Below are 19752 nucleotides of genomic sequence, written 5' to 3' on the forward strand. Positions count from 1 at the left end.
TGAACGCCGCGGTGGATCATGGGGGCGAAGTTGCTGGCAGCGCGACGGGCTGTTGTGTGGCTGCGCACATGCCTGTTCGCTGATGCATTAACACGAGCGCGGTGCATGATCTTTTTTCGCGCGGAAGAATTGCCTTTACATTCGCGCGGCATTTGGTTACTTTCGGCTTCCGAGTGGGGACCAAGGAAGGGTGACGCAATCTCAGATCGGGAGACCCCCAGGTCATGAAGACCGAGCTGCGAGAGGCGATGACCTCCGGCGTGTATGTCGAATTTCGCGATGCCCAGGGAAACACCGTTGGGCAGGCCCTGTATACGGATTGGCGGGGTCGTCCCGTGCCGGCCGTGGGCGATCTGATCGCTTGCCACGCGCAAGTCTCCGGGGCGCGACTGGCGGGCAAATTATCAGGCCGCGTTATCTCCCGGCAATTCGAACTGCAGAGCGAACTAGATGGTTCGCCCTGCGTGTGGGCACAGTTGATTGTCGAGATCACCAACGGCAATGCTCGATCGCGGCGGGGAGTGACGTTCTCGCTGAATTGATTGTGGGGCCGGTTGGGACACGACAGTTCCGACAGATCCATTGATCGACGGTGGTGATACGCGATCGATGTTCCGCGCGGGCCCGGCTGACAATCTCATTGCATTCGAATCGCCGGCAGGCCCGCAGGGGCAATTTCGACCTGGATGCTCCTCGCTAGCATTCTCGTGCGATTTTGTTTTCTCGGCGCCCTTCCAGCATGCGCGCTTGATTTGCCGATACTCGCAATGCGCGCGACACGATGACACCGGAAATCCACGCCGGTGTCCGGCGGCCGGGGAACAGGGCGTCCGGCATTTCAGTACGACCTACGGCCGTCGACGATCATTTGCCTTACGCGGCGATAGCACCGCGGGACAACTGTGGTTTCCGCATTTGCGTCGTTGGGGTATAGTCCCGCCCGCGCGGCTTGATGTTCGGCCGACAGTAAAGCTCGTAACGATACGTGCCAGCAGTCGGAATGCAGGCCTAATAGGCGTGGCCAGTTTGATACCAGCAATAGACGGGGACACAAGGGGCGAACAGCGTGGGGCCGTGATCGATAACGATCCGGTTCGTGCGCTGCTGCGCACCGCGGAACTGGCGGCGTCGCTGCCGGCGACCGATCACGAGTTCACTGTGATCATCCCCGCCTATAACGAAGAACGGCGCTTGCCCAATTCGCTAGCCGAGTTGGGCGCGTTCCTTGATTCTACGCGGCTCGATTACCGTGTCGTCGTGGCCGACGATGGCAGCACCGATCGCACGCCGGAGCTCGCGAGCCAGTTCGGTCGACGCTTTTCAACCGTCAGCTTGCCGCAAAATGGTGGCAAGGGATGCGCGATCCGCACAGCGATGCTGGCCGCCACGGGGCAGGTCGTGGCATTCACCGACGCCGATCTGCCGTTCCACCTGACCGCGCTTGTGCAAGGCTATGAGCTGATCGAGGAACGAGCCTGCGAGATCGTCTTCGGCAGCCGCCATTTGGCGCAATCGTCGCACGTCGCCCAGCGAAACCTCACGCGCCGCATTGCCTCACGCGCGTTTCACGGCGTGGTGAAGTGTCTGGTCTCGACTGACGTAACGGACACGCAATGCGGCCTGAAGCTGTTCAGCCGTCGTGCGGCGGTCGAGATCTTCTCGCGAACCACGGTCGATGGCTTCGCCTTCGATACCGAGGTGGTGCTGCTCGCAAGGCGTTTGGGCCTCGCGCATCGTTGCCTGCCGGTGTCGCTGGTCAATGAAATGGCCTCGACGGTTTCTCTAGCCCGGCACGCCTTGCCGATGTTGCTGGACGTGATCCGGATGCGTGCACACGTCGCCCAGATGCGGCTGCCCCCGCCGCTACCGGCCGACTGGGGACGCCTGGTGCAGGCGCCGCAGCGTCGCGCTGCGTAAGTCCACACAACTGCGGCAGTGGGCCCCTTCGTAGCTGGCACTTCCTTCGCGCCCCAGTGGCAGGCCTTTTTGTAGCTGGTCTCTGTGAGGCCGGAAATTTGCATCGCTGCTTCCGGGTTCACAGAACCCGGCTACAGGATTTGGCATGGGCAAAACCTGGCAAATCGTTTATATCCAGCCCGTTTCATGGCCGACGGGGCCGTGCCACAAGTTCTTCGTCGACCTCTAGAAGCAATTCCTCTGAGGCCGAATGTTCGGGGAAGAAGTTGTGCTTACGATTGTTCTACATGCCGATGATTTCGGCCTGAATCAGGCTGTGACGGACGGAATCCTGCGCGGGTTCACCCACGGTCTATTGACCAGCACGTCGCTGTTGGCCAATGCGCCGTATGCTGCGCGCGGAATACGCGCGTGGAAGCAATTTGCCGGCAGCACTGCCGAGCGGGCCGCTCGCGGTAATCCTTTACGGCGCGAGCTCGACGAAGCCGGCGGCCCTTTCGACTTTGGTATACACCTGAACCTCACGCAGGGGCGACCGCTGACCGGGCGGCGCTATCCCAGCGAATTGCTCGATGGCGAAGGACTGTTTCCCGGCGTATTCGCGTTGTTTGCGCGCCTCGCGCGACATGGAGCGAACAAGTTCGCGCCGCAAATCCGCGACGAGCTCGCCGCGCAAGTCGCCTGCGCCGCCGACCACGGCGTGTCCCTTACGCATCTGAACGGCCATCAATACATCGAAATTTTGCCGGCTGTGGCGCCGCTCTTGCCTGACCTGCTCGCGAAGTTCGCCATCCCCGCGGTCCGCGTCAGCGTCGAGCCGGCGCTGGCACGTAATACGCTGGGACACGGCTTTCGCTTGAGTGCCTGGCTGTTGGCGGTCGTCAAGCGACACTACGCACGACGGGCCGAAACGATGCTACGTCGTGCCACCGCGACGCCGGCGGCGTTCTTCGGCACCGCGCACGCGGGGCGCGTCGATATTCGCACGATCGATCTGTTTCTCGGCGCGGCGGGCCAGAATCGCGTCGTGGAAATCGGCCTGCACCCCGGACTCGAAGACGAGCGCATTCGCCCCTCGGAAATTTGCGAAGGGTGGCACGATCCGCTCGCCTCGCATCGGCCACGCGAGTTGGCCTTGCTCGAATCCCCCTTGCTGGCCGAACGGCTCCGCTCGCGTGGCGTTCGGTTGGGCCGACTTAGCGATTTACAACCCACGATCCTGTCTTACGCCGCCTGAGGAATGAAAACCTCGCGCGGCAGTCTTGAGGACTGTTGCAATGCTCGCAAGTGTGAAGGCAGCCGGCGCCGCATTCGTCAAACACACGGAAGTTCTTCCCGTGCGGGGTGGCCGGCCGACCTGGCTGTTTCGTTGTGCGGTGTCGTTGTGGATTGTCTTCGCCGTGATCTGCGGCGTTAAGGCCGTGGTCTCGCCGGTTAAGCACAACAGCTTCGACGTCTTCCAACACGGTTCGTCGCTGTATCTGGCCGATTTGAATGTCTACAAGGGAACGCACCACGAATTTCGTTACGGACCGACGTTCGCGTTCTTTTTTTCGCCATTCACGCTGCTGCGTGCGTCGCTCGGTTCGCTCGTCTGGATGTCGTTCAGCCAGGCGGTATTTCTCTGGTCGCTGCGCGTGCTGGTGCGCGAGATTCTGCCCGGCCGGTGGAGTCCGGATCAGGAAGGACTGTTCTTGCTACTGGTGTTGCCGCTGGCATACCGGGGACTTTGGACGGCGCAGACGAATACGCTGATCTTTGCCCTGGTCGTGGCGGCATTGCAGGCGATTCGCCAACGGCGTTGGACCCGCGCAGCGCTGTTCCTGGCGTTGCCGGTGCATATCAAGATCTGGCCGTTGGCCGCGGCGCTGTTGATCATTGCCTGCTGGCCGCGGCAGCTTGCTGCGCGATTCGCCGGCATGTTCGCCCTGGTCACTGCGCTGCCGCTGTTGACCAAAGGTCCGTCGGCCATCGCGGCGCAATACACCACTTGGTTCGCCTCGATCAGGGGGCCGATGCAAACCAGGCACGACTATCATGACATGTGGACCGTGATCGAAGCCTTTCATCCGCCGCTCCCGTCGGCGTACGCCATGCTGCAACTGTCGACCGCGGTCCTGGCGCTCGCGCTCTGCTTGTGGCAAGCCGGCAAGAAGCTGGGCGGCAAGGACGCCGAGCTCATGCAGTTGGGGACGTTCGTATTGGCGACGTGGGCTACGTGGCAACTGTTGTTTGGCCCCGGCACCGAACGGGCCACATTCGGTATCATCGCGCCGCTGGCCGCCTGGGGATTGGTGACTACTTTCAGCATCGCGCGGGGGCGTGTCGTGATGCTGGTCGCCTATGCATTGATGGTGCTCGGAGGCTTTGGCCAGGTTGAGCGCGCGCTACTGCCATCGTTCCCCTTGGCTGCCGCGTTACACCCACTGGGCGTGCTGGTCTTTGCCGGTTGGCTGGTGATTTACGCCCGCGACTGGCAATCGACGCCTCGCAAAGCATCCGCGCGATCGCTACGGTACTGGCCGAGCCGAGGGATGCACGCCACCTAGGGCAGCGCCGATGCTGCATAGAAGCACGCGACGAGGGCTTTAGCGCCGGTCGTCCAAACGCGCAAGGTCCGGGTCCGCGCGCAATCCTTCGCGCGCCAGCTTGCGGCGGATCCACCAGTGCGGATCGTACTCCTCGTCGAAGATCGGGTGGGGCCGGCCGAGCCCTGGCAGATTGTCGAATTGCCCGGCGGCCTGCGCGGCGCGGATCTTGTCGTCGGCGATAATCTCGATCGCGCGGCCTGACATCCAACCTTGATCTTTGGCCATGGCGTTCCGCTCTTGCGAATTAAGATCCTGAGGCTCGCCGGCAGGGCTCACATTATTCTACGCCGTCAGTCCCTGCGGACCACGGCCGGGATATACTCTCGCCTGAGCGCTTAAGAATTCTCATCCGCGAAAAAAGGGGGGGCATCATGACGCCTCAACAATTGTTCGGCGTCGCGGTTCGGGCGATCGGGTTGTGGCAATTGATTGAGATTATTAACGCATTGCACGGCGCGGTCTCAACCGTAGCCATGATCGTCGCGATGCCTAATGTCCATGGCTTCGAAGGACCGCTGGATCACTTACGGGCATATTTTATTGTCGGCATCGGTCTAATGCTGAGAGTTGCAATCGGCTGCGTCCTGTTCTTCAAAGCGGATCGAATCGTCGCCCTGGCCTATCCCGCCTGGAAAACGTGTGCCGAGCCCCAGACGGACGGCGGCGACGTTCATTTCCCCCAATGAACATCCATCGGCCTGCAAGCTACGCTTACTTGTCGCCAGCCTGGGGCGATTTTGTCGGTCCAGGGTTTCATCTCCTCATCGCAACTGCATCGCGAAATTGATTTCATGCTCGACGAGCTCGATCCGACAGGTTGGTACACCACGTCGCTGCTGATCGCCGATTGGCTGATTCGCCTGGGACTATCGGTGCGCGTCATTATGCGCGGTCGGCCCGTAGGTTTCACGCTGGCCTGGTTGTCCGTGATCCTGATCTTTCCATTGGGTGGCGCGGTGCTGTACCTGATGTTCGGCGAGCTACGGCTCGGACGACGCCGCGCGGATTGGGCCGAACGCATCCATGGTCCCTATCGCCAATGGCTGGCCGATCTGAACGGCCGCGAGCAAGTCGATTGGCGGCCGCTGGGCTCCGAATCTCAATCGCTCAGCCAGCTTTGCGATAGCGCGGTCGGTATCCCGGCCCTGCCTGGCAACGAAATGCGGCTGCTCGACAACGCCGAGGAAACGTTCCGCGCGCTGGTGGTCGATATCGACGCCGCGCGGCGCACCGTTCACCTGGAGTTCTATATCTGGGCCGTCGGCGGCACGGCTGACGAAGTGGCCGCAGCGCTGTTGCGCGCCGCGGCGCGGGGCGTCACCTGCCGCGTACTGGTCGACGCCGTGGGCAGCCACGAATTTCTGGAAAGTAATCTGGCCCGCCGGCTTCGCGAGGGGAAAGTCCACCTGCACTCGGCATTGCCAGTGGGGCTGTTCCGCATGCTGTTCTATCGCCTCGATCTGCGCATGCATCGCAAGATCGTCGTGATCGATGGCGAGATCGCTTACACCGGCAGCATGAACCTGGTGGATCCGCGCTTCTTCAAGCAAAACGCTGATGTCGGACAATGGGTCGACGCCATGTTGCGCATGCGCGGGCCGGCCGTCGAAGCCCTGGGCGTTACCTTCATTGAGGATTGGGAGTTCGAGACCGGCGAAGGGGTCGAGCAACTGCGTGAAACGGGGGACGTACACGCCGTCGCGACCGCCGGCGAATCCGCTGTGCAAGTCATCCCCTCGGGCCCAGTGCTCCCGGTGCAAGCGATCCAGGCGATTCTGTTGCAGGCGATCTATAGTGCCCGCGAAGAGCTGGTCCTGACGACGCCCTATTTCGTTCCGGACGAATTGATGCTGACGGCGTTACTGTCCGCGGCCGGGCGAGGCGTGCGCGTGACGATCATCTTGCCGGCCCGTGTCGACTCGCGGCTGGTTCGCATGGCCAGCCAGGCCCACAAAGGTGATCTTTTGGCGGCCGGCGTGCGGATCATGCTCTTCGAGAGCGGGCTGCTACATACCAAGAGCGTGACGGTCGACGACAAGCTGAGCCTTTTCGGCAGCTTGAATCTCGACCCGCGCAGCCTGCAATTGAATTTCGAAATCACGCTGGCCGTCTACGATCAGGATTTTACGAACCGGCTGCGCGCTCTGCAAAACAGCTATATCACGGCTTCGACGGCCATGGATCGCAAACGATGGGAACGCCGCTCGTTCCGCGTGCGCTTCGTGGATAATGCGGCCCGACTGTTGAGCCCGCTGTTGTAGGCGTGGGTGATGGAGTTTCACCACGGAGACTCGGAGGAACGGAGGACATGCAGAATGGCCAATGTCTAAAGTCTAATGTCGAAAGAAATCCGAAAAGCTTAATGACGAATGAAGGACAGACTCGCACCACGCCACGCCTACTTCTATCATTCGTCATTGGTCATTTTGTTTTCTTTCGACATTTGAGGTTAGACATTCGACATTGCCGCGGGAACTCTGAGCCTGCGTGGTGCAAATTCCTCTTTAACTTGGAACGAAGGGGAAGAGCCGCTGGCGGGCGTTGGCGTCGAGCAGGGCGGCGTATTCGCTGATTTCGAAGATTTCGGCGTACTCGATTTTCTCGCCGCGCTCGCGGCCGTAAGTGGCGATCAATTCCTGGCGGTAGCGATCGGCTTGCGGGCGCAGGTAGGCCAGGTACCAATCGCGCAGCCAATCGCGGCGGGCCGACGCGTCGGCGGGAACCTGGTCGAGGATGCCGCGATTGAATGGCAACCACTCGAACACCTGCGAGGCGTGGCAGGCGAGCATGTCGATGATCGCGTCTACTTCGCCTCCCACGTCGACGACCACGTCGCCGCGCAGCGGATTGGGGCGCGTGAACCGGTCGGGCAGATAGGCAATCACGGGCGGATGCCGCAGGATGGGGACCTCGGGCACGATCGTGGGGACCGTTACGAGGTACGATGCGTCGCGCACCACGTGGCCACAGGCGCGATGGTCGGGATGATAATCGTTGTCGCGATGTGTCAGAACCAAATCGGGCGCGAAGCTGCGCAGTTCGCGAATCACCTGCCAGCGCAGATCGAGCGAGGGCTCGAGTTGGCCGTCGTGATTCGGCCACGGCGTTGCTTCGGCGCCGATACGGCCGGCCGCGGCGCGCATTTCGTCGGCCCGGCGGGCGGCCAGCGGCTGGCCTGAAAGTTCATGATGCCCCGCGTCGCCGTTGGTGAGTGAGATGATTTTCACCACGTGGCCCAGCGAGCGATAAATCGCGGCCAGGCCACCGGCGTAAAACTCGGCATCGTCGGGATGAGCACCCAGGATTAATAACCGCAGCGGTTCCGACATGCGCCTGACACCTATTAGCTAGTTCGTGGAGCGATGATGAAAAAAGTGCCGCGTCGTTTGCACGCGGACGAGCAACGTTACCTCGGTTTGCGTTAAGCCGCTGGCGGGGCAGGCGGACGGCAGATTATGATAGCGGGTCGACGCGGGCAGATGGAGAAAGATCAACATACGGAGCGCGGTTATCGCCATGAAGTTCATCGAGATGACCGGACGGACGCTGTTGCGCGTGGTGAGCGAGAACGAGATTTCGCCCGAGCAACTGCGCGAATGCGGGGTTAAGGAAGAGAGCCTGGTGCGGGTCAACCCGCAAGGGGATATCGAGCTGCGCCGCCATGACCGCTGGGATGTGATCGGCGGGTTGCTGGGAGAGTTCGGCGCCCGGGTACACCACGAAACGGGCCTCGACTGGGCCTGACGGTGTGGGTAATCGCGTTGCGCGATCACCTACGCGGCACATTTATTTCTCAGAGGGCGTCGCGGATGGTGTCGGCGCGGCCGGCTCTTTGATGGCGTTGTAATACGCCTTGAAGAGCGCGTCGATCAGGGGCTGATCGACCAAGCCGGGCGGGTGGCCGAGTTTGTCTTCGGCCGTCGGCAGCCCTTGCTCGGCGCGGAATCGGTCGACCGCCGCGGCCGTGGCGGTGTCGAAACGATCGAGATCGGGCTCGTCATTACGTGACGGGAACTCCGCGCGGTCGGGCCATAACAATTTCAAGCGATGCAGCATCTGCTTGAGCTGCACGACGTCGCGCCCCTCGACGATCGCGAACGTGCGATGCCCGAGCCGTTCGTGGATGGCGTCGTACTGGCGGCGCAGTTCGCCGACCGGCTCTGAATGCTCAGCCACTTGCAGGGTTTCGACGATGTGGTCGTCGGCCACGCCGGCGTGGTGCTCGTCGGCCACGACGAGCGAAGCGGATTGCATGCGGCCTTTGCGCTTGTCGCCGCCGGCGTGTTGGCCGGCATCGAGTGCCGCGATCAAACGATCGGCCAGCGGACGCTGGGTACCATCGGTGGCCTCGAAGCTGTCGGCCACGGCGTCGATCACTTCGCGGCCGACGAGCAAGTTCCCCTGCACGGTGTAATTCTTTCCCTGCCGCGAGCTGGCGTAGACGCCGTTTTCCTGACCGGTGAAAGCGGCGGTGCGGCCTTGCATGTCGATGATGCCCAGTTGGCGATGCTCGCGGTTGATGTCGTCCGCGAGCAGCTCGTCGATCGCTGCGGCGGGCGTCTTGCCGGCGGCCAGCAGATCGAGTCCCTGGCGACCATATTTGACGGCCGTCGTGGCCTGGGTTGCTACGGCGCCGACGCCGGCGCGAACCCACGGAACGTAACGCCCGACCTGCGTGACACGCGTAGTGACCGCTACGCCGCACTGCGCGGCCGTGGGATCGATGGCGCAGATCGAGAAGGTGTGAAACTCGGGATCGAGCACGGCGGCCGGATCGCCGTTCTGATCGTTTGTCGAAACCGCTATCGCAGACTTCTGCGCGTTGGTTGCAATTGCTGGCACCGCTGGCACACCAGGCGCCGGCGCTCGACGAGCGTGAAGCCCTAAGCCGATCGCTGCTACCAGCGCTGCAATGACTGCCAGCGCCGCGCCGGCCTGTGCCGCGGGCGAAAGCCGGTACGATTTTTTTGATTGCAGCAGCGGCATCAGAAATCCCGATGGCACTTGGCGGCTACTAAGTGATGCGGCCTGTTGAATAGGTAGTTTGGGCACGCCGGGCAGAGCAGTGCAAGCCGGAAGTTGGCGAACCGGACGACTTGTTCTTGGCGCACGTTAGTCGCTTGTTGAAAGAGGGTTTGCCGGAGGAGGGCCGATTCAGGCCGCATACCGGTAATCCACAGATCAAATCATTGTGTCGGATCGAGGGAGGATGCCATGAACAGCAATAGCAACGTGGGTGTGTTCGGCTGGATTCGCGAGGGGGTGCGTCGAGCCGTACTGCTGGGCTTCTCGGACGCGGTCGAACAGATCGGCGCGGCCGACGACAAGGATGCGCTGCACCCGCAATTGCAAAGCTTGCTGCGCGAAGCACCGCGTCGTCTGCCGAGCGAAAGCCGTGCTCCTGAACCCTCGTCGTTGAGCCGCGGCGAGCGCAAACGCCTGGGACGCACGTTGGGGCAATCGCACGCACCATCCGGCGGCGCGACGACTCTGGACGGTTGAAGTCGGGAGGAGCGTTAAGCGCTCTTCACTTCGAAAATCGCTTCGATCTCGACCGAGATGTTGCCGGGGAGCGAGCCCATGCCGACGGCGCTGCGAGCGCCGACGCCGTGGTCTGCGCCGAAGACCTGCGACATCAGATCGCTGAAGCCATTGATGACGGCCGGGTGCTGTTGAAAATCCGGGGCGGCATTGACCATGCCCAGCGTCTTCACGAGGCGCGTGACGCGGTCCAATGTGCCGAAATGGGCACGCAGCGTGGCAAGAATCGCCAGGCCTGTCTGCCGCGCGGCGTCGTAACCGGCCTGTTGGTCGATCTCGGAGCCCACCTTGCCGGTGATCAACGTGCCGTCGGACTTCAGCGGTCCATGTCCCGACACATAAGCGACGTTGCCGATGATGGCGACGGGCTTATAAACGCCGGCCGGCTTGGGGGCCGGGGGAAGTTGCAGTTTCAGTTCGCCCAGTCGTGCTTCAGCGCTCACGATGTGGATCTCCGTCGATAGATTGAGCCGACTATCGCAAGCCGATTGCCGGCGGGATTTCGATTCTAGCCGCCGGGACATGCGTGTCCAGAGGAACGAGCGCGCGGCCGGAGCGCGGTAACATTCATCGCATGATCTATTTGCGCCCGTAGATCGTGGCGGGGTCGGCCAAGCGCTCGGCGATGATCTTTACGCCACCCGGGGCAATTTTGCCGTCGTGGGTGGTGACCTCGCGGAAGAAGCAACTGCGATACCCTTCGTGACAGGCAGGGCCTTGCTGCTCAACCTTCAACAGGATCGTGTCCGCATCGCAGTCGACGAGAATCGACAGGACTCGCTGCACGTGGCCGCTCTCTTCGCCTTTGCGCCACAGGCGTCCTTTGCTGCGGCTGAAATAAACAGCCCGGCCCGTAGCGACAGTTTCGGCGAAGCTTTCGGCGTTCATATACGCCACCATCAGGACTTCGCCCGTTTGGGCGTCCTGCGCGACGGCCGGCAACAGACCGTTGCCCTTGGCAAAGTCGGGAATCGGTGCTTCGGCAGAAGCTTGGTTGGACACGGGACCTCGAGCGGAGGGGTGGTGCGCCCGGTGCGGCTATCGCTGGGACAGATCGGCCGGTTATAGCGAGCGCCCGTTGTGGCGGGCGGTTGCGCGACAATGCCTAGCTTACCGGTAATGCACGGCGGACACCACTTCGAGAGGGGAGTTTCCTGATCGAGGTTCGCGGTCGCACGGACGAGTCATGGCGCGGGCTGTGAAAGCCGGCGGCGCCACGCATACCTGCCGCGCAGTCGGTTCGTTCGCTGCCGGTGGTAAGTCAGGCTTCAGACGACCCTTGGCACGCTGATTGGAGTTCACCCGGCGAGGTTCCGATGCTTACCGAGCGAGGCGGCGTTGGTTGAGAGCGTGAAGGAAAAACGACAGAGGCGCGGGCCGCGGGATGTTTGCGGACTGGGGCAAACGTACCGCTGGTTTGCGCCTTGAATCTCTGCCCGATGATCGCTCCCACGCCTGGCCCGCGTTACCCGACAAATTTGCCGTTCGAGAAAGGGTTGCCGGCTTGAAATCTTCCCTCACGATGATCGTGCCCGTTCGCAACGACGCGGGCTGCCTGTCGCACATCTTCACGCACGCGTTGGAAATCCTGCCAGAGCTGACGCCACGCTGGAACCTGGTGTTGATCGACGACGGGTCGAGCGATGCTACGCCCGAGGTGCTGGCGGAACTGGCGCGCAACTATCCCCAAGTGTCGGTGCTGCATCACTCGGTGTCGAAGGGGGATAGCGCGTGCTTTCGCCGGGGCGCGCTCGTGACGCATAGCGACCTGCTGCTGATGCGCGCTAGCGACTGCGACCTGGACCTGACAGGGATGCAGAAAATGTGGAAGCGCGCGGCATCGCATCCGCTGGTCGTGGCGCGTTCGCATGGTGAAGACGCGCGTGATCGGATCGCCCTAGGGGGGCGCCGCAAGCCACGCGCTACGGCGCGTGGGCCGGGGCTGCAGTTGATTCAACGGCGCGCCTTGTCAGCATGGCTGGCCGGACACGAGGATCATGATCTGCAGGGATATCTGCAAGCCAAACGCTATCCGCAGCACGAGGTCGAATTGCGACGCTGGGATATGGCATGGCTGCCGGCGCAGCAGCTCAATTCCACGGTGTTTGTGCCGCAGCATTGCGATCGTGGTGAAATGGCGGGCCGCCCGAAACGCCCCAACTATCTGCTGCGGCTGAAGGCGTTCGCGCTGGGGGAATAATCCCCTGGGGCATCTTATGGAAACTTGGGCGCAGAGAATAACGCCCTTGGCCGCGATGCGCATCGATCGCGCATGCAGCATTTTGCATTGGTTCATGCGCTAAGTAACGTACCGCCTAAAGGTGGGGCGTTTCATGAGGATTTCATGATCGCGCAAGGCCGGCAATCATAGGCTGCGCAACAGGCGCTAGTTTGGCGGTGCGGTGCCAACCGACATGCGCAATCCTTGACCAGGTTGACGTCGAGTAGACCGACGCGCGCGATTTTACAAATCCGCGCATAACCTACTTGTCGGGCGCTTGTCCCCCTCACCTCGGCTGGCTATGATTCCTGTCGGAACTCGATCACACCACATCTACGAGTTCCACTACGGGGGAGTACAGTCCGCGGGTCAGCCGAGGACAGTGCTGCGACATCTCAGGCAAGTCGTGTTGCGGCGCAAGTCATGCGCAAAGGGCTTTGTCCCGTTGCGCCTGGAGAAGACTTGGCGTCATGCATTTGAACTGTGGTTCCCCGTGCTTGAGGCAGCGATATCAGGGCGGTTCGCCGGATCTTCGCGCGGCCAGGAAACATTGGCTCGCTCACTTTGACGCGTGCCGTGTGGAGGCCGTGAACCGCCCTGCTTTTTCGTACGTAGGGATGTGGAATCGTGCCGGCAGGGTTGCCGTCGTGGATCTACCCGCATCAACCCTGGACAGGATCGAGGTACTGGCATGAGTATTTCGGAATTGGGGTCCGGCGCATTTCCTACCGTGAAAGCGCCCCCCGCTCAATCAGCCGCCACGCAACCGGCGGCTCTCGACGCGACAGCAGGACATTGCGCGTCGTCCTATAGCTCTAGTCCGCCGTCGCCAACGGCGGCGACCTATGGTGCAACGGCGCAACGCCCGGCCCCTTTTAAGCCGGCGCCGTCGAATCCGCCGACGGCGCGTGTGGCCTTGCATCGCATCGCGGCGGTACGCCAACAGCAAGGCATCTCGTTGCGCGGGCTCGCGCGACAGTTGCGGACCAGCATCCGCGACCTGGAGATCGAAGAAGAAGAGACTTCCGACCTGCGGTTGAGCCGCGTCTATTGGTGGCAAAGCGTGTTGGAAGTGCCGATCTCGGAATTGCTGGTCGATTCGAATTCGCCGTTGTCGGCGCCGGTTATGGAGCGCGCTCGCCTGGTACGGATCATGAAGACCGTGGCCGCGATCGCCGAAAAGGCCGACAATTCGTCGATCAAACGACTGGCGCAGACGCTGGCTTCGCAATTGGTCGAGATGATGCCCGAGCTGGAAGGCGTAAGCCCCTGGCACAACGTGGGGCAGCGCCGAACGCTAGACGAGTTGGGGCGAATCGCCGAACGTCCTTATTCGGACGACATCTGGCGCGAGATGGGCTGAGGGTAGGGTGCGCTGTGCGCACCACGAACCTGCCATGATGCGATAAGCCGGAAACGAAATACATGGTGCCCACAGGGCACCCTACAACTCGTGCCCGAAGGGCGCTCACAGCGCGCGCAAATGTGCGCCGAGTGTCTTTGCCGCCCGGGCGACAATTTCTTCGCGGATGGCATCGGCCCGTTCGCCGGCTAGCGTGCCTTGCGGGTCGCGCAGCTTGATCGAGAGCAGGATGCTTTTCTTGCCCGCCCCCAGTTTTTCCGCATCTCGATAGGTGTCGCGATAGGCGAGCTGTTCGAGATTCGGTCCAGCTCCGGCACGCACCACGGCGGCGATCTCGGCCCAGGTGACCTGCTCGTCGACGACCAGGTTCAGATCGCGCTCGATGGCGGGGAATGTGGCCAGCCGCTCGTACTGCGGGACGAGATTGGCGAGCTTGTCGAGGACGGACAGCTTTAGCTCCGCGACCGTCGACGCTCCGCGCAACTCGAAACGGCCTAACCCTTCACGGCTGACCTCGCCCAGGAATCCGAGCCGCTGGCCAGCGACCAGCAACTCGCAGGAACGCGCCGGTTCGAGCAGCGTCGACGCGGCACCGGTCACCGTTGGGAGCGGCGCGACCTCGAGCGTGGCTTGCCTGTTAAGCCGTGTCACGACGGCTTCGATGACCCCCTTCAACGCGACGAAGTTGCCGCCGCTGGTGATGGCCAGCATTCGTTCTTCGTCAGGCAGACCTGTGGCGCGCGACAGATAGACGTGCGCCATCTCAAAGAGCTCGATTGTCGGATTCGAAAGTGTCTCGTTCGTATGCCGCGCGGCCAACAGGCTAGGCACCAGGCTGCGGCGCAGAAAACTGGCCCGGCGCAGAATCGGCATCTGGGTCACCAGCGGCGCCGCGTCGGTCCAGGGACTGAAGGCGGCAGAGAGGTCTTCCTCGACGACGCTGAGCGTCAGCGCTTCATCAAAGCCGGCCGCAACTAGCACCTGACGCAACTGGTCGTGAACCTGGTCCTCGCGACGGCGGGCCGAGGCGGCCATCGGCACGCTGACGTCCTCGGGGATCTCGTCATAGCCGTGAATTCGCGCCACTTCCTCGACCAGGTCGATCTCGCGCGTCAGGTCAGCGCGCCAACTGGGCGGCACGACCTCGATCTGCGCGGCGTCGGCCTTCAACTCTTTGTTGCCGAGGTCCGTCAGGATCTGCCGGACGCGGGCAGGTGGAATATCGATGCCCAGGACGCGTTTGAGTTGCGATAGCCGTAGCACGACGGGGGGACGCGCCGGCGGTTTCGTGCCGACGTCGATCACGCCTGACGCCAGCGTCCCGCCGGCCAGTTCCAGAATCAAACGGCAAGCGCGGCGGCTGGCCCAATCAACCCCTTCGGGATCAAGGCCACGCTCGAAGCGGAACGATGAATCGCTGTGCAAATTCAAACGTCGCGCGGTGGTACGAATCGACATCGGGTCGAATGCCGCGGCCTCGATCAATACGTCGCGCGTTTGGTTCGTGACCTCGGTATCGGCGCCCCCCATGACACCGCCGATGCCGATGGCGCGACGGGTGTCGGCAATCACGCAGACGCCAGGGCCGACCGCATAGTTGCGATGGTCGATCGCCAGCAGTTGCTCTTCGGCGCGTCCCTCGCGAACGATGATCTCCCGGCTGGTGATGCCGGCGAGATCAAAGGCGTGCAGCGGCTGACCGCACTCCATCAACACGTAATTCGTAATGTCGACGATGTTGTTGATCGCCGCGATGCCAAGGGTCGCCAGCCGGCCGGTCAGCCAGGCGGGGCTGGGGGCGACCTTCACACCCTGAATCACGCGGGCCGTGTAGCGTGGGCAGAGTTGCGGGCAGTCGATGCGCACCCTGGCCAGCGTGCCGACTTGCGGGCCCGTCTCGGGCAGGTCGACCGGCGGCAGCTTCAACTTCTGCTCGAACAGGACGGCCGCCTCGCGCGCGATGCCAATGTGCCCCAGGCAGTCTGGGCGGTTGCTCGTGATTTCCAGATCGATCGCCAAGTCGCCGCCGACCGCTTTGGTCTCTTCGTGGTTGAGGCCGGCCAGCATCAACCGGCGCGCAAGCTCGGTGTCCGGCATGTCGAGTTGGACGTACTCTTTCAACCAGTTCCAGGAGACGATCATGGCAAGCTGCGAAATTCGGGAATGATAGTGGCGTCACACGCCGCGGCGGACGAGGTCAAAATTGCTCGAGAAAGCGGACGTCGTTCTTATAGAATTCGCGAATGTCGGTGACGTTGTGACGGCGAGCGCACACGCGCTCGACCCCCAGGCCAAAGGCGAAGCCGCTCACTTCTTCGGGATCGTAACCGACAGCCGTCAGCACGTTCGGGTCGACCATGCCGGCGCCCCCCATCTCGATCCAGTTGTCGTTCCAGCTCATGTCGACTTCGACGCTGGGCTCGGTGAACGGAAAGAAGGACGGACGGAAGCGAATGTGTACGTCGCCGCCGAAATAACTGCGGGCGAATAGCCGCAGCACGCTTTTCAGATCGGCCATCGTTACGTGGCGATCGATCAGCAGCCCTTCGATCTGATGGAACATCGGGTAGTGCGTGGCGTCGGCCGTGTCAGGGCGATAGACCCGGCCGAGCGAGATGATGCGCACCGGCGGCGGCGTCTTTTCCATGACGCGAATCTGCACCGTGCTGGTCTGGCTGCGCAACAGCAGCGGTCCGCCCGTGTCGCGGCCAGCGGCCGGTTGTGCGGCAGCCTCCGTCACCTTGCCTGACGGGGCGGGGGCCGTGACGGCGGCCGTGGAGAGATAGAAATTTTCGAGCGGGTCGCGCGCCGGATGCGCGGCCGGAATGTTGAGGGCCTGAAAGTTGTGCCACTCGTCCTCGATCTCGGGCCCGCCCGCGGCGCTGAAGCCGAGCCGGCCCATGATCTCTTTCAGGTGTTCGATCGTCTGCGTGATCGGGTGCAAGTGGCCGAGCCGGATCGCGCGGCCGGGAAGCGTGGCATCGAATTGCGGGCCGGCGGACGGTCCCCCGCGACCTGCCTGCGATTGATGTTGCTTGAGTCGTAGCTCGGCGGCGGTGAAGGCGGTTTCGAGCGCCTCTTTCACTTCGTTCAAGCGCTTGCCGGCGGCGGGCTTTTCGGTTTTCTCGACCGTGCCCAACCCCTTTTGCACGTTCTTCAAACGGCCGCTCTTGGCACCGAGGAACTCGATCCGCGCGGCCTCGAGCGCCGCGGCATCGGCGGCGGCGGCAAACGCGTTTTCGGCGTCGTTCAGCAGACCATCAAGTTCGGCCACGAATTCAGCGAGAGCCATGTTGCGATAGACACGGGGCCATCGATGCAAAAACTAGCCAGCAGCGTAACCGCCGGGCGAGAAACGTGACAGAGCTATTGGTGCAGTCGCCTTGGAGTAGGATGCACTGTGTGCACCATGAACCGAGGTTTGGGCATTGGTGCCCACTACGAAGCGACAGTACGATCGGTTCCGGTGTCGTGCTTTTTCGCCATCAGGCGAATAGCACGCCGAATCTGAAGCGCGGTACACAATCGCCTGTAGTCCGAGACACCGCAGCAGGCGCACGGGTGCGCGCAGCACCTCGCGTTTTGTCACCCGAGACCGTTCAATTGCAACGTCTGGAAACCGCCGATCGATCGTGATCAGGCAGCTTGCAGGACAGCCTTGACCTGGGCCACGACGGCGTCGAAGCCGGCGGGATCGGCGATGGCCATTTCCGAGAGCGACTTGCGATCGAGCCCGATCTTGGCCTTTTCCAGGCCGTGGATGAACTCGCTATAGCGCAGGCCGCGTTCGCGGACGGCAGCATTGATGCGGATGATCCACAAGCGGCGGAAGTCACGCTTGCGGACGCGGCGATCGCGGAAGGCGTAAACGCCGGCGCGAACCAACGTTTCCTTGGCTGTACGCAGCAGCTTGCCGCGGCCGCCGCGGAAACCCTTGACCTTCTTGAAGAGGCGCTTCTTCGCTTGCGTGCGAGCGGCGCCTTTGGTCGTCCTCATGGCAGTCGACTCCTAAGTCTCACGCTTTCAAGGCCTTCCCTGCTTAAGAGGGAATGTTTGTTGCCCGGCGTGGTGTTTTAATTTTTTCGAACGTGAGTGGTTTGTCGTTTCTCCACTCTTACCGATGGTTAGTAGCATCTGGTGCCCACAGGGCACCCTACAACCTGTGCCCCTCGGGCACCTTGCAACATCAAACTAGTAGCTGTAGCCGCGGAGCGCTTCTTTGATCCGCGTGGCTTCCATAGGAGCCAAGGTCCGGGTACCACGCAGCTTACGGCGGCGCTTCTTGCTGATGTGCGTCGCCAAGTGGCTGGTGCCGGTGCCGCGGTGCATGACCTTGCCGGTGGCGGTCACGCGGAACCGCTTCTTCGAACCCTTGTGTGTTTTTTGCTTTGGCATGGCTTTGATTCCACCCAGGGGGCGGCAAGTTGGCGATAAAGGAAACCGCGATTATAGGGGAAACCGGCCGGCCGTCAAAGAGGGTAAAAACGGGCGGAAGGTCGCTCGGCCCTGCGAATCGCCGTCGGCCGGAAGTCGTCCCCGCGATAGAATCTCGACGTGACATATCCCTCGCTGCAATTCGGACTTCGGTCGGTCGTTGCATTGATAACCGTGGCGGCGATCTCGGCAGCGATATCTGCTCCGTACGTGAGAGGATGGCTCTCGGAGGAGCAAGAGGCGGAATGGATCCCATTGCCCAAGACTCGATGTAGCTTCCACAATCCGCCACCGCCACCGCCACCGCCGAACATGAACAACGTCGAATACTATCGATCATCACCATGACCCGCGACCACCTGCACCACTCCGCCCCCGACGCAAACGCCCCTCGAATGGTAGCCGACGTCTAAAAACGTCGCGGTCAGCCCGGGTTTAATCGAAGTTCGGCGTGCTGACGCTGGTCGTCGATCCTGTCGGCGTCGCGATATGGTGAACCGCGGCGATCTTAGCGTCCGGGAAGAGCCGCTGCGCCTCTCGCAACTGATCGATGTCACGCGTCGTGAGCGTCGATTCCGATGTCGCCTCGCAAATGACAAACATGCAGCGGTCAACGCGCTCGTTGAACAGCCCCAGCAAGCCGGGCGGCGAGGGCATATCTGCGAACGACACTGCCACACCCCGCGCTTCTGCCGCTCGCTGCTGCTGGGCAGCGAAAGCTTGGCGCTCGTGCATCCAATTAACGTCGCGGGCAAGAAACGCGGCGAAAATCGTCACCGCGACCAGCATCGTCCCCAACCCGAACTGAAGTCCGCGGCGGCGCGTGGATGATGCGGTGTGCATGGTTTGAGTTTCCGATTTTGCCAGGCAGCCGTAAAGCAAAAAAGCCGCCCCCGAGGCGTTACCTCGGGGGCGGCCGAATCGTACGTCAATTAACCACTTAACTGCGGGCTGCTTTGCACTCCTTGGCGCACTTGCGGCACGTCTCGGCGCACATCTTGCAACAGTCCTTGTCGGACTTCTCGCACATTTCGGCGCACTCGTTGCACATCTTCTCGCACAGCACGCACGTATCGTACGCCAGCGGCGACCCTGACTCGCAGAGTGCGGCGCAGGCCAGGCAGAAGTGGTGGCACGCCTCGCACTTCTTGGCGCATTTCGGATTGTCCTTCTTGCAGCAATCCTCGCAGTTTTTACAGACCTCGGCGCAGGAACGGCACGACTTTGCACAAGCGTCCGAAACCTTGCCCGCGGCTTGCGCGGTACCAACAAAGGCCAGGCTGCCAGCAAACGTAGCTAATAGAACCAGTAGTGAACGACGATTGGTCATGGGTAATGTTCCCAGGGAAAGATAATGCTGCTAACGCAGCGGTTCAGCGAACGACGAACGCGCGCAGCGCCATCATCAATTCAGCCAGCGGCACAGCCGGGGCCGAATGTCGTTCGTGGGGAGAATGATATTGGCAAGAAAATGCGGCGCATCGCTCGGCGCCGATAGAGTCACTGGTAGCGTGAAGATAACTGCGACTGCGCCAGACTGTTCAATCTCCGGCGATTTTGCTAATTGCGCACGGGGATCATTGCATTGGCACTTGCACGGGCGCTGTTTCGCGGGCGCGTGGCTGGCGGCTTTGCAACCGCAACATGATTCGTGCGTGGCCGGCGACGCTTTGCAGGCCGCGCAA

At 62.2% G+C, this 19752-nt stretch carries 21 protein-coding genes; 10 read left to right on the plus strand and 11 right to left on the minus strand.

Features of this window, described 5'->3' with window-relative positions:
- The first annotated feature begins 224 nt into the window (after positions 1–224).
- The 4 genes from VGN12_00330 (at position 225) to VGN12_00345 (ending at position 4466) form a co-directional block, all read left to right on the plus strand.
- On the plus strand, positions 225–542 hold the full coding sequence (locus tag VGN12_00330; GenBank protein ID HEY4307869.1) for a hypothetical protein: 318 nt from the start codon (positions 225–227) through the stop codon (positions 540–542).
- Positions 543–1074: 532 nt separating this feature from the next.
- Positions 1075–1917, plus strand: coding sequence for a glycosyltransferase (locus VGN12_00335; protein HEY4307870.1), 843 nt, complete (start codon positions 1075–1077; stop codon positions 1915–1917).
- Positions 1918–2185: 268 nt separating this feature from the next.
- Positions 2186–3154 (plus strand): ChbG/HpnK family deacetylase, encoded by a 969-nt coding sequence (locus VGN12_00340; protein ID HEY4307871.1) that lies wholly within the window; start codon positions 2186–2188, stop codon positions 3152–3154.
- A gap of 40 nt (positions 3155–3194) precedes the next feature.
- Positions 3195–4466 (plus strand): glycosyltransferase family 87 protein, encoded by a 1272-nt coding sequence (locus tag VGN12_00345; protein HEY4307872.1) that lies wholly within the window; start codon positions 3195–3197, stop codon positions 4464–4466.
- Between the two features lie 39 nt (positions 4467–4505).
- Here VGN12_00345 and VGN12_00350 read toward each other — a convergent pair whose 3' ends face one another.
- Positions 4506–4733, minus strand: coding sequence for a DUF1992 domain-containing protein (locus VGN12_00350; GenBank protein HEY4307873.1), 228 nt, complete (start codon positions 4731–4733; stop codon positions 4506–4508).
- Positions 4734–4879: 146 nt separating this feature from the next.
- Here VGN12_00350 and VGN12_00355 point away from each other — a divergent pair, with 146 nt between their 5' ends.
- Positions 4880–5194, plus strand: coding sequence for a hypothetical protein (locus tag VGN12_00355; GenBank protein HEY4307874.1), 315 nt, complete (start codon positions 4880–4882; stop codon positions 5192–5194).
- A gap of 105 nt (positions 5195–5299) precedes the next feature.
- Complete coding sequence (gene cls / locus VGN12_00360) at positions 5300–6769, plus strand: cardiolipin synthase (protein HEY4307875.1); 1470 nt, start codon at positions 5300–5302, stop codon at positions 6767–6769.
- A gap of 243 nt (positions 6770–7012) precedes the next feature.
- Here the strand turns inward: cls and VGN12_00365 are convergent, their stop codons facing one another.
- Positions 7013–7837, minus strand: coding sequence for a PIG-L family deacetylase (locus VGN12_00365; GenBank protein ID HEY4307876.1), 825 nt, complete (start codon positions 7835–7837; stop codon positions 7013–7015).
- A 187-nt stretch (positions 7838–8024) separates the two neighbouring features.
- On the opposite strand from VGN12_00365, the gene VGN12_00370 reads away from it, so the two are divergent.
- On the plus strand, positions 8025–8252 hold the full coding sequence (locus VGN12_00370; protein HEY4307877.1) for a hypothetical protein: 228 nt from the start codon (positions 8025–8027) through the stop codon (positions 8250–8252).
- A 42-nt stretch (positions 8253–8294) separates the two neighbouring features.
- Here VGN12_00370 and VGN12_00375 read toward each other — a convergent pair whose 3' ends face one another.
- Positions 8295–9494 (minus strand): DUF1028 domain-containing protein, encoded by a 1200-nt coding sequence (locus tag VGN12_00375; GenBank protein HEY4307878.1) that lies wholly within the window; start codon positions 9492–9494, stop codon positions 8295–8297.
- 228 nt (positions 9495–9722) lie between these two features.
- Here VGN12_00375 and VGN12_00380 point away from each other — a divergent pair, with 228 nt between their 5' ends.
- Positions 9723–10010 (plus strand): hypothetical protein, encoded by a 288-nt coding sequence (locus VGN12_00380; protein ID HEY4307879.1) that lies wholly within the window; start codon positions 9723–9725, stop codon positions 10008–10010.
- A gap of 14 nt (positions 10011–10024) precedes the next feature.
- Here VGN12_00380 and VGN12_00385 read toward each other — a convergent pair whose 3' ends face one another.
- Positions 10025–10492, minus strand: coding sequence for a RidA family protein (locus VGN12_00385; GenBank protein HEY4307880.1), 468 nt, complete (start codon positions 10490–10492; stop codon positions 10025–10027).
- Between the two features lie 136 nt (positions 10493–10628).
- Positions 10629–11051, minus strand: coding sequence for a phosphoribosyl-AMP cyclohydrolase (gene hisI, locus VGN12_00390; protein ID HEY4307881.1), 423 nt, complete (start codon positions 11049–11051; stop codon positions 10629–10631).
- 502 nt (positions 11052–11553) lie between these two features.
- Between hisI and VGN12_00395 the strand changes: the two genes are divergently transcribed.
- Together VGN12_00395 and VGN12_00400 are read left to right on the plus strand one after the other, a co-directional pair.
- Complete coding sequence (locus tag VGN12_00395; protein HEY4307882.1) at positions 11554–12249, plus strand: glycosyltransferase; 696 nt, start codon at positions 11554–11556, stop codon at positions 12247–12249.
- Between the two features lie 712 nt (positions 12250–12961).
- Positions 12962–13633, plus strand: a complete 672-nt coding sequence (locus VGN12_00400; GenBank protein ID HEY4307883.1) for a hypothetical protein — start codon at positions 12962–12964, stop codon at positions 13631–13633.
- Between the two features lie 105 nt (positions 13634–13738).
- Here the strand turns inward: VGN12_00400 and pheT are convergent, their stop codons facing one another.
- From pheT to VGN12_00430, 6 genes are all read right to left on the minus strand, one after another.
- A complete protein-coding gene (gene pheT, locus VGN12_00405; protein HEY4307884.1) occupies positions 13739–15775 on the minus strand; it encodes a phenylalanine--tRNA ligase subunit beta in 2037 nt (678 codons plus the stop codon).
- 55 nt (positions 15776–15830) lie between these two features.
- Positions 15831–16925 carry a phenylalanine--tRNA ligase subunit alpha gene (gene pheS, locus VGN12_00410; GenBank protein ID HEY4307885.1) on the minus strand — a complete coding sequence of 365 codons (1095 nt, stop codon included), beginning with the start codon at positions 16923–16925 and terminating at the stop codon, positions 15831–15833.
- A 344-nt stretch (positions 16926–17269) separates the two neighbouring features.
- Positions 17270–17629: a 50S ribosomal protein L20 gene (gene rplT, locus VGN12_00415; GenBank protein ID HEY4307886.1), complete on the minus strand. Its 360-nt coding sequence runs from the start codon at positions 17627–17629 to the stop codon at positions 17270–17272.
- Positions 17630–17824: 195 nt separating this feature from the next.
- Positions 17825–18028, minus strand: coding sequence for a 50S ribosomal protein L35 (gene rpmI / locus VGN12_00420; GenBank protein ID HEY4307887.1), 204 nt, complete (start codon positions 18026–18028; stop codon positions 17825–17827).
- Between the two features lie 474 nt (positions 18029–18502).
- The gene (locus tag VGN12_00425; GenBank protein HEY4307888.1) at positions 18503–18910 is read right to left on the minus strand and encodes a hypothetical protein; all 408 of its coding nucleotides are present in this window, start codon (positions 18908–18910) and stop codon (positions 18503–18505) included.
- A 97-nt stretch (positions 18911–19007) separates the two neighbouring features.
- Entirely contained in the window at positions 19008–19397 is a 390-nt protein-coding gene (locus VGN12_00430) for a hypothetical protein (protein HEY4307889.1), read from the minus strand.
- Positions 19398–19752 lie beyond the last annotated feature (355 nt).

This window comes from Pirellulales bacterium, assembly GCA_036499395.1.
Taxonomy (GTDB): Bacteria; Planctomycetota; Planctomycetia; order Pirellulales; family JACPPG01; genus JACPPG01.

Excerpts from the sequence above, each read along its gene's own strand:
- VGN12_00425 (HEY4307888.1), bottom strand. The coding sequence starts at position 18,910 with ATGCACACCGCATCATCCACGCGCCGCCGCGGACTTCAGTTCGGGTTG.
- rplT (HEY4307886.1), bottom strand. The coding sequence starts at position 17,629 with ATGAGGACGACCAAAGGCGCCGCTCGCACGCAAGCGAAGAAGCGCCTC.
- VGN12_00365 (HEY4307876.1), bottom strand. The coding sequence starts at position 7,837 with ATGTCGGAACCGCTGCGGTTATTAATCCTGGGTGCTCATCCCGACGAT.
- VGN12_00430 (HEY4307889.1), bottom strand. The coding sequence starts at position 19,397 with ATGACCAATCGTCGTTCACTACTGGTTCTATTAGCTACGTTTGCTGGC.
- VGN12_00330 (HEY4307869.1), top strand. The coding sequence starts at position 225 with ATGAAGACCGAGCTGCGAGAGGCGATGACCTCCGGCGTGTATGTCGAA.
- rpmI (HEY4307887.1), bottom strand. The coding sequence starts at position 18,028 with ATGCCAAAGCAAAAAACACACAAGGGTTCGAAGAAGCGGTTCCGCGTG.
- pheS (HEY4307885.1), bottom strand. The coding sequence starts at position 16,925 with ATGGCTCTCGCTGAATTCGTGGCCGAACTTGATGGTCTGCTGAACGAC.
- VGN12_00345 (HEY4307872.1), top strand. The coding sequence starts at position 3,195 with ATGCTCGCAAGTGTGAAGGCAGCCGGCGCCGCATTCGTCAAACACACG.
- VGN12_00375 (HEY4307878.1), bottom strand. The coding sequence starts at position 9,494 with ATGCCGCTGCTGCAATCAAAAAAATCGTACCGGCTTTCGCCCGCGGCA.
- pheT (HEY4307884.1), bottom strand. The coding sequence starts at position 15,775 with ATGATCGTCTCCTGGAACTGGTTGAAAGAGTACGTCCAACTCGACATG.
- VGN12_00370 (HEY4307877.1), top strand. The coding sequence starts at position 8,025 with ATGAAGTTCATCGAGATGACCGGACGGACGCTGTTGCGCGTGGTGAGC.
- VGN12_00350 (HEY4307873.1), bottom strand. The coding sequence starts at position 4,733 with ATGGCCAAAGATCAAGGTTGGATGTCAGGCCGCGCGATCGAGATTATC.
- cls (HEY4307875.1), top strand. The coding sequence starts at position 5,300 with ATGCTCGACGAGCTCGATCCGACAGGTTGGTACACCACGTCGCTGCTG.
- VGN12_00380 (HEY4307879.1), top strand. The coding sequence starts at position 9,723 with ATGAACAGCAATAGCAACGTGGGTGTGTTCGGCTGGATTCGCGAGGGG.
- VGN12_00355 (HEY4307874.1), top strand. The coding sequence starts at position 4,880 with ATGACGCCTCAACAATTGTTCGGCGTCGCGGTTCGGGCGATCGGGTTG.
- VGN12_00400 (HEY4307883.1), top strand. The coding sequence starts at position 12,962 with ATGAGTATTTCGGAATTGGGGTCCGGCGCATTTCCTACCGTGAAAGCG.